The organism is Cellulosimicrobium composti, from assembly GCF_009711085.1.
Taxonomy (GTDB): Bacteria; Actinomycetota; Actinomycetes; order Actinomycetales; family Cellulomonadaceae; genus Cellulosimicrobium; species Cellulosimicrobium composti.
On the sequence record NZ_WMKA01000082.1, the window covers coordinates 1 to 8,349 of the forward strand.

The 8,349-nt window shown below is 76.3% G+C and carries 6 protein-coding genes and 1 pseudogene; 3 read left to right on the forward strand and 4 right to left on the reverse strand.

The genetic code is table 11. The features are described from left to right. From GJV82_RS18775 to mtrA, 4 genes and pseudogenes are all read right to left on the reverse strand, one after another. Positions 1–314, reverse strand: a pseudogene (locus GJV82_RS18775) (ComF family protein); the annotation flags it as partial. Positions 315–444: 130 nt separating this feature from the next. After that, positions 445–2,175: an LpqB family beta-propeller domain-containing protein gene (locus tag GJV82_RS18780; RefSeq protein WP_155100278.1), complete on the reverse strand. Its 1,731-nt coding sequence runs from the start codon at positions 2,173–2,175 to the stop codon at positions 445–447. Beyond that, positions 2,172–4,013 carry an MtrAB system histidine kinase MtrB gene (gene mtrB, locus GJV82_RS18785; protein ID WP_318657834.1) on the reverse strand — a complete coding sequence of 614 codons (1,842 nt, stop codon included), beginning with the start codon at positions 4,011–4,013 and terminating at the stop codon, positions 2,172–2,174. The genes GJV82_RS18780 and mtrB overlap by 4 nt, the downstream gene beginning before the upstream one ends. After that, entirely contained in the window at positions 4,010–4,693 is a 684-nt protein-coding gene (mtrA, locus tag GJV82_RS18790) for an MtrAB system response regulator MtrA (RefSeq protein WP_024839349.1), read from the reverse strand. Before mtrA ends, mtrB begins: the two co-directional genes overlap by 4 nt. A gap of 197 nt (positions 4,694–4,890) precedes the next feature. On the opposite strand from mtrA, the gene GJV82_RS18795 reads away from it, so the two are divergent. The 3 genes from GJV82_RS18795 to GJV82_RS18805 are packed head-to-tail and all read left to right on the forward strand — an operon-like array spanning position 4,891 to position 8,206. Further along, positions 4,891–6,318, forward strand: coding sequence for a hypothetical protein (locus tag GJV82_RS18795; protein WP_155100279.1), 1,428 nt, complete (start codon positions 4,891–4,893; stop codon positions 6,316–6,318). After that, the gene (locus GJV82_RS18800) at positions 6,315–6,983 is read left to right on the forward strand and encodes a DUF4129 domain-containing protein (protein WP_155100280.1); all 669 of its coding nucleotides are present in this window, start codon (positions 6,315–6,317) and stop codon (positions 6,981–6,983) included. The genes GJV82_RS18795 and GJV82_RS18800 overlap by 4 nt, the downstream gene beginning before the upstream one ends. Next, on the forward strand, positions 6,980–8,206 hold the full coding sequence (locus tag GJV82_RS18805) for a DUF4350 domain-containing protein (protein WP_162290315.1): 1,227 nt from the start codon (positions 6,980–6,982) through the stop codon (positions 8,204–8,206). The genes GJV82_RS18800 and GJV82_RS18805 overlap by 4 nt, the downstream gene beginning before the upstream one ends. Positions 8,207–8,349 lie beyond the last annotated feature (143 nt).

Genomic DNA, 8,349 nt, shown 5'->3' on the forward strand with positions numbered 1-8,349 from the left:
AGGACGGGGCCGAGCGCGACACCCGCCGCCCGCCCGACCGCGGCGAGCGGACGGTCGAGGTCCGCCCGCGCGCGGTCCTTCCACGCGACGACGACGCCGCGGACCGGACCCGCGTACGCCGCCGGGGCCCAGACGGGCAGCGGGCCCGCGCCGTCGAGCCGGTCGAGGCGCGGCGCCCCGTCCTCGCGGCGGCGCAGCGGGGCGCGCAGGAGACCGAGGCACGTCGCGCACCACCGCACGTCCGGGCGGTCGCACCCCGGGCACGCGACGGGCAGGACGAGACGGGCGACGTCGTCGAGGGCGCGTACGAGCATGGCGCCAGCGTGCCGGTGACCGCGGCCCGCGCGCGGCATCGGGCCCCTGCGCTGTGGACGCCGTCGTGCGACCCCCGCGCCCCCCGGCCCCTGTGGTCGGCCGCGGACCCTTGGTCCCGCCCGGGAGACGTCAGCCCGGGTACGTGGCGAGGCGCACCTCGGTCGCGACGCGCGTCCAGAGCGTCGACGTGCCCGCCGCGAACAGGCTGCCGTCGCTCGTGCCCACGAGCACCGTCCCCACGCCCGTCGCCGACGCGAGCGAGACCGCGTCCTCGACCGGCGAGGTGGGCACGGTCGGCCCGCCCACGGGCACGCGCTGCACGACCGGCGCCGACTCCCCCGCGGTGCTCCCGAGCACGCCCAGGAGCGCGCGGTCGAGCCACGTCACCTGCGTCGCCGCGACCACGGGCTGCCCCACGCGCACGGGCTCGGAGAGCTGCGTCGGGCGCCCTGCCTCGTCGCGGACCACGCCCGCGACGTGCACCTGCGAGCCCGTCCCGGCGTCGCTCACGACCGCGATCCGCGCCCCGTCCGGCGCGACGCGCACCGACATGACCGTCCGCCCCTCGAGCCACGGCGCCGCGACCGGCGTCACCGCCTGGTCGGAGCCCGCCTCCTCCAGGTTCACGGCCTGCAACGACCCCGCCTGCACCTGAGGGCCGCTCCACAGGTACCCGAAGCGGTCGACCGACGGGGCCAGGAGGTTCGACCCGGTGAGCAGCGTCGTCGGCCCCGCCTCGGCGGTGGGCGCGGTGACGATCCGGTCGCCGCCGTCGCGCACGACGAGGCCCGCCTCGGCGGACCGGCCCCGGAACGCGAGCGCCGTGGGCTGCAGACCGGTCAGCGGCGCGACGGACTCCACGGGCGTCGTCGTGCGTCCCTCGAGCCGCATGACCTGGTCGCCCGCGAGGACGACCGGGTCGTCGGGCGTCGTCGCCACGCCGATCGTGGGGACGTCGTCGGCCGAGAGCACCGACCCGCCCACGCCGACGGTGATCTCGACGCGACCGCCGAGCGACGCCTGGAGCTGGGCCAGGAGCAGGGCGCGGTCGGCCGGCGACGCCGAGGTGACCGGCTCGGTGAGGGGCACGGACACCGCGCCCTCGGTCGGCGGGACCGAGTCGATGCTCAGGGCCGTGCCGTCCGGGGCGACCGTCGCGACCGACCCCGCGAGCCACTCCGCGGGGCCGCGCAGCGTCTCGCGCACCGCGAGCGCCTGCCAGTTGCGGCTCGGGAACCAGCGCGCGTCCGGCACGAGGTACGCGCGGTCGACCGTCGGGAAGTAGAGGTTGACCTGCTTGTAGGTGCGCGCGAAGTTCGTCGCGGTGATCGTCAGGCCGTCGTCGACCGTCGCGATCCGCCACTGGCCGTCGTCGTCGCGCACGAGCCCGTAGGAGATCTCCGTCGTGCGGCCCGGCACCTGCTCGGTGTACACGCCGCGCGCGTCGACGATCCCGACGACGTCCGCCGTCGTGCGCACCGTCGTCGCGCCGTCCTCGAGCGTGCTCTCGTCCACCTCGAGCTGCGGCACGTCCTCGAGGATCGCGACCTGCGCGAGGGGCGACCAGTCGTCCTGGGCGGCGTCCGTGAGGTACTCGGACGCGACGTCGAACGTCGAGCGCGCGCCCTGGGCCTGGGCGGCGAGGAAGCCCCGCACGATCTGGTCGGGCGCCCCGTCGCGCGGCGGGGGCAGCGCGCTGACGAACGGCTGGCCCGGGTCCTCGGGCGTCGCCTGCCCCTCGACGACCGGCCCCGACGTGGGGATCGACGCGCACGCGCCGAGCACGACGACGAGCACGGTCGCGCACGCGGCCGCGAGCGCCTGCCGGGCACGGTCGCGCAGGGTCCCGGTCGTGCTCATCGCGCCTCCTGGACGTCGGTGCTCACGGGCTCCTGGTCGGCGCCCGGTCCCGGCTCCGCCCCTCGCCCGGGGTGCGGGTCGTGCTCGCGCGGGAGGACGACGGGGATGCCGCCCGTGACGGACGGGAGGTCCGCGGGCCCGGCCGTGCCCTCGACGTCCTCGACGACGGGCGCGTCCGCGCTCCACTCGGCCGGGAGGCCGCGGCCGACCACGGCCTCGCTCACGAGCGGCAGCGGCGACGACTGCAGGCGGATGCCGGCACGGCGCGGGAGCGTGAGGCGGAAGCTCGCGCCGCGCCCGGGCCGGCCCCACGCCTCGAGCCAGCCGCCGTGCAGGTGCGCGTCCTCGAGCGAGATCGCGAGGCCGAGGCCCGTGCCGCCCGTCGTGCGGGCCCGCGCGGGGTCGGCGCGCCAGAACCGGTCGAACACGTGCTGCACCTCGTCGGCCGTCATCCCGACCCCGTGGTCGCGCACCGCGACCGCGACGGCGTGCCCGTCGCCGTCGACGGTGATCTCGACCGGTCGTTCCTCGGCGTGCTCGATCGCGTTGACCACGAGGTTGCGCACGATGCGCTCGACGCGCCGCGGGTCGATGTCCGCGGTCACGGGCTCGTCCCCGAGGTGGACCGAGAGCCAGACGCCCTTGCGCTCGGCGAGCGGCGCGGCGTGGTCGACGGCGGCGTTGACGACGTCGCGCAGGTCGCGGCGCTCGGCGTCGAGCACCGCGGCGCCCGCGTCGAACCGGCTGATCTCGAGCAGGTCGGCGAGCAGGTCCTCGAACCGGTCGAGCTGGGCCTGCAGCAGCTCGGTCGAGCGCCGGGACACGGGGTCGAACTCCTCGCGCGAGGAGTGCAGGACCTCGGACGCCATGCGGATCGTCGTGAGCGGCGTGCGCAGCTCGTGCGAGACGTCCGAGACGAACCGCCGCTGGAGCATCGACAGCTCCTCCATGCGCCCGATCTGCTCCTGCAGGCTCTGCGCCATCTCGTTGAACGAGTGCGCGAGGGACGCCATCTCGTCGTGGCCCTTGACGGGCAGGCGCTCGTCGAGCCGGCCGTCGGCGAGGCGCTCCGCGACGCTCGCTGCCTGCCGCACGGGCAGCACGGCCTGCCGTGTGACGAGCGCCGTGATGCCCACGAGCAGCGCGAGCAGCACGAGCGCGCCGACCAGCAGCACCGACTGCAGGAACCGCAGCGTCTCCTGGTCGGCCTGCAGGTCGTAGAGGTAGTAGAGCTCGTACGTGCCGGCGACGGGCACCTCGACCGTGGACCCCACGACGATCCCGGGCACGACGCCCGACGACCCAGGTCGCATCGGGTCGACGGGGATCGCCACGGACTGGAGGAACTGCCCGCCGTCGGCCTCGACGGTCGCCTCGCGCATCTCGGGCGAGACGAGGTCGGCGAGCTGCGGGTTCGTCGACTGGTCGAGGAAGCCGACCGTGCCCGACCCGCCGGACTGCCACAGGAAGACGTCGCGCGAGGACCCCGTGGACTGCAGGAGGGAGAAGAGGTCGAACAGCAGGGACTGCGCCTCGGTCGCGGTCGACGCGGGCGACGCGTCGAGCGTGCGGCGCGCCTGCTGCGTCGACTGCGCGCTCTCGAGGTCGATCTCCGCCGCGCGCCGCTCGTAGAGGCCGTCGCGCATCGAGTCCGTGAGGTACGCGCCGAGCGCGCCGACCGTGAGGACGCCCACGACGAGCGCCGAGGTGACGACGCGCAGCTGCATCGACGAGCGCCACCGCCACACGACGCGGCGGGCGGTCGCGCGCGCCCGTCGCCGGGCCCGGCGCCAGAGCCCTCGCCAGCGCCCGTCGGTGGAGCCGGCCGGCGTGCTCACGTGCGGGTCGCGCCCGCCTTGTAGCCGACGCCGCGCACCGTGAGGACGATCTCCGGGTTCTCCGGGTCGTGCTCGATCTTCGAGCGCAGGCGCTGCACGTGGACGTTGACGAGGCGCGTGTCCGCCGCGTGCCGGTAGCCCCAGACCTTCTCGAGGAGGACCTCGCGCGTGAAGACCTGCCACGGCTTGCGCGCGAGCGCGACGAGCAGGTCGAACTCCAGCGGAGTGAGCGCGACCGGCTCGCCGCCGCGCGAGACGCGGTGGCCCGTGACGTCGATCTCGACGTCGCCGATCGACAGGTGCTCGGGCGCGGGCTCCTCGGTGCGGCGCAGGCGCGCGCGGATCCGGGCGACGAGCTCCTTGGGCTTGAACGGCTTGGAGATGTAGTCGTCGGCGCCCGACTCGAGCCCGAGCACGACGTCGACCGTGTCGCTCTTCGCCGTGAGCATGATGATCGGCACGCCCGACTCCGCGCGGATGAGGCGGCACACCTCGGTGCCGTCCTTGCCGGGGAGCATGAGGTCGAGCAGCACGAGGTCCGGCTGGGTGCTGCGGAACGTCTCGAGCGCGAGGTCGCCGTCCGCGCAGAAGACGGGTTCGAAGCCCTCGGAGCGCAGGACGATCCCGATCATCTCGGCCAGAGCGGTGTCGTCGTCCACCACGAGCACACGAACCTTCATGCGGACATCTTGCCATCGACGGGCCGTCCCTCGGCGAGGCCCCGGGGTGCGGCGCGGGTGAAGCCGCGGCCCGGTGCGCGGCGGCGGGCCGGCCAGCCGCCGCGCGGGGGCCCGTACTAGGGTGGCCTCGCCGCCGGTGCCGTTGTCGCCTGCGGCCAGGACCGACGCCCGAGCCGACCGCGGGGGACCACGAGCACATGAGCACACCCGACACCTCCGGCACGCCGGACGGTGCCACGCCGGAGCCGACGGCGACGCCCGGCCCGACGCCGCCCGCCACCCCCGGGCAGGGCGACGCGAGCGGGTGGGGCACGCCCACGTACGGGCAGCCCGGCTACGGCCCGGGCCCGACTCCCCCGCAGCCCCGGTACGGCCAGTACGCGCCCGGGCACGAGCCCGGTCAGGGCCCGACGCCGGACCAGCCCGCCGCGCCCCCGTCCCCCGGCGCGTGGGGGCAGCCGGGCAGCGCGCCCGCCCCGACGCAGAGCGCGCCCGGGTACGGCCAGCCGCAGCACGGCCAGCCCGGCTACGGCCAGCCGCAGCACGGTCAGGGCGCACCGGGGCAGTACGGGCAGGGCCAGTACGGGCAGCAGCAGTACGGGCAGCAGCAGTACGGGCAAGGCCAGTACGGGCAGCAGTACGGCGCGCCGGGCTACGGACCGACCCCGGGCTTCGCGGGCGCGCCGTACGCGCCGCCCGCCGCCAAGCCCGGCATCGTGCCGCTGCGGCCGCTGACGCTCGGCGAGATCTTCGACGGCGCGTTCGGCGCCATCCGCCACAACCCGCGCGTCATGCTCGGCCTGAGCTCGCTCGTCGTCGTCGTCGCGACGGTCGTCGGCGCCCTGCTCGGCTGGGCGTTCTCCGGCTACTTCGCCGACTTCTTCTTCGCCCTCCCCGACGAGTCGGGCCTCGGAGGCATGGAGAACGACTTCGCGATGCTCTACTCGAGCACGCTCGGCACGGGCCTCACCACGAGCCTCGCGACCCCGATCGTCAGCGGCCTGCTGACGGTGTCGATCGGGCAGTCCGTGATCGGGCGCAAGGCCACGACCGGCGAGGTCTGGTCGCAGGTCGGGCGCCGGGCCTGGTTCCTCATCGGCTTCTCGCTGCTGCTCGGCCTCGCGTGGGGCGTGGCCGTGGGTCTCGTCGTCCTCCTCGTCGCGCTCGGGTTCGCCGCGTCGACGGGGCTCGGCGTCGCGCTCGTGATCATCGCGCTCCCGGGTCTCCTGGCGCTCGCGGTGTGGGTCGGCACCCGCACCGGTCTCGTGCCGCCCGCGCTCGCGCTCGAGGGCCAGCCGTTCTGGGCGACCGTGAAGCGCTCGTGGCTCCTGACGCGCGGCAGCTTCTGGCGGCTCTTCGGCATCTACCTCCTCGCCTACGTCGCGATGTACGTCGTCGTGCAGATCGTCGTCTCGCCCTTCAGCCTCGTGAGCACGTTCCTCCTCGCCGCGGGCCAGGCGTTCCTGGCGAACGCGCTGCTCGCGCTCGGCATCGCCGTCTCGACGATCGTCATGACCCTCTTCCTCGGGAGCGTCGTCGCGCTGCTCTACATCGACGTCCGCATGCGTCGTGAGGGGCTGGACGTCGAGCTCGCGGCCGCGGCGAGCGAGCAGCCGCGCGCATGACGCCGTGGTCGCTCGCGGCCGACGTGCCCGTGCAGCCCGGCGCCGACGAGGCGCGCCGCTGGATCGTCGAGGAGCTCGCGAAGCCCGAGTACCGCACCGACCCGTCGCTCCTGCAGCGGTTCCTCGACTGGCTCGCCGACCTCTTCGACGGCGCGACGGGGATCGACCTGGGCGGTCCGGCCACGGCCGCGCTCGTCGTCGCGGGCGTCGCGCTCGTCGCCGGGATCGCGTACTGGGTCGCCGGTCCGGTGCGCCTGTCGCGCCGCGCGAAGGCGTCGGCCGTCGTGCTCGACGACGACACGCGCCCGGCGTCCGACCTGCGCGCCGCCGCCGACGACGCCGCGGCGCGCGGCGACTGGGCGACGGCCGCGCTCGAGCGCTTCCGCGCCGTCGTGCGCTCGCTCGAGGAGCGCGCGGTGATCGACCCCCGGCCGGGGCGCACCGCGTGGGAGGCCGCGCAGACCGCGGGCGAGCGCGTGCCCGAGGTCGCGGACGGGCTCGAACGAGGCGCGCACCTGTTCGACGACGTCGCGTACGGCAAGGCGGTCGTCGGCCCCGAGGCGGACGCGTTCCTGCGTGCGCTCGACGAGCGCACGCTCGCCGCGCGCCCCGCGCTGCGCCCCGAGGTCGCGTCGGCCGCCGCCCCGGGGGGTGACGGCGCGTGAGCACGACCACGGACGACGGGCGCGTCGTCACGACGTCCCACGTGCCCGTCGTCGGCGACGGCACGACGGCCGGGTCGCGCGCCCGGCGCCGGTGGCGCAGCGCGCGCTGGCCCCTCCTCGTCGTCGTCGCGCTGCTCGCGCTCGCGGGCCTGTCCGCGATCGCGCGCCCCACGACGTCGGCGACGCCGCTCGCACCCGACAACCCGGGCCCCGCGGGGGCACGCGCCGTCGCCGAGGTGCTGGGCGACCGAGGCGTCGAGGTGACGTACGTGCGCACGGTCGCCGACGCGGTCGCCGCGGCGGCCGACGGCGGCACCTTGCTCGTCGCGGAGGGCGACTTCCTGCTCGACGAGCAGGTCGACGCGATCGTGCGCACGCGCGCCGACCTCGTCCTCGTGGCGCCCCCGGACCACCTGCTCGACGCCGCGACCGGCGGGAGCGCCGGCCTCGCCTACGAGTGGGGCTCGGGCGGCGCGGCGCGCAGCGCGCGCTGCGACGACCCGGCCGCGCAGGCGGCCGGCTCCGTGCGCTCGGACGGCGTCGGCCTCGTCGACCTCGACGGGACGAACGTGCTGTGCTTCCCCTCGCCCGACGACCCGGGCGTCGGCGCGTACCTCGTGCACGAGGCCGAGGGGCGCACCGTGCGCGTGGTCGACACCTCCTCCGTGCTGCGCAACGACGCCGTCGCCGAGGACGGCGCCGCCGCCCTCGCCCTGTGGACGCTCGGCGCGCACGACCGCCTCGTGTGGCTCGTGCCCGACCCGTTCGACACGTCGTTCGAGGGCGGCGAGGACGAGCAGGCACCGGCGCTGTCCCTGCCGCCGTGGTTCGGCGTCGTCGCGCTCCAGGCCCTCGTCGTCGTGCTCGCGGTGATGCTCTGGCGCGGGCGTCGCCTCGGCCCGCTCGTGACCGAGGACCTGCCCGTCGTCGTGCGCGCGGCGGAGACGACGCGCGGGCGCGGCCGGCTCTACCGGCGCGCCGGTGCCCGCGGGCACGCCGCCGCGGGGCTGCGCGCGAGCGCCGCCGACCGCCTCGCGAACCGCCTCGGCCTGCCCCGCTCGGCCGACGCCCCCGCGCTCGTCGACGCCGTCGCGCGCGCGACGGGCCGACCGGGCGAGCAGGTCGCCCAGCTCCTGTACGGACCACCACCCGCCGACGACGCGGCGCTGCTCGAGCTCGCGCGTCACCTTGACCGGATCGAGAGCGAGGTCTACCACTCGTGACGCACCACCCCGACGGCTCCGTGCCGCAGCCCGACCGCTTCGCGCCGCCGCCCGCGCAGGACCCGAGCGTCGCCGACCGCGTGAGCGCGGCCGCCGGCCCGCCCGCGCACCAGCCCGGCCCGCCCGCGCACCAGCCCGGCCCG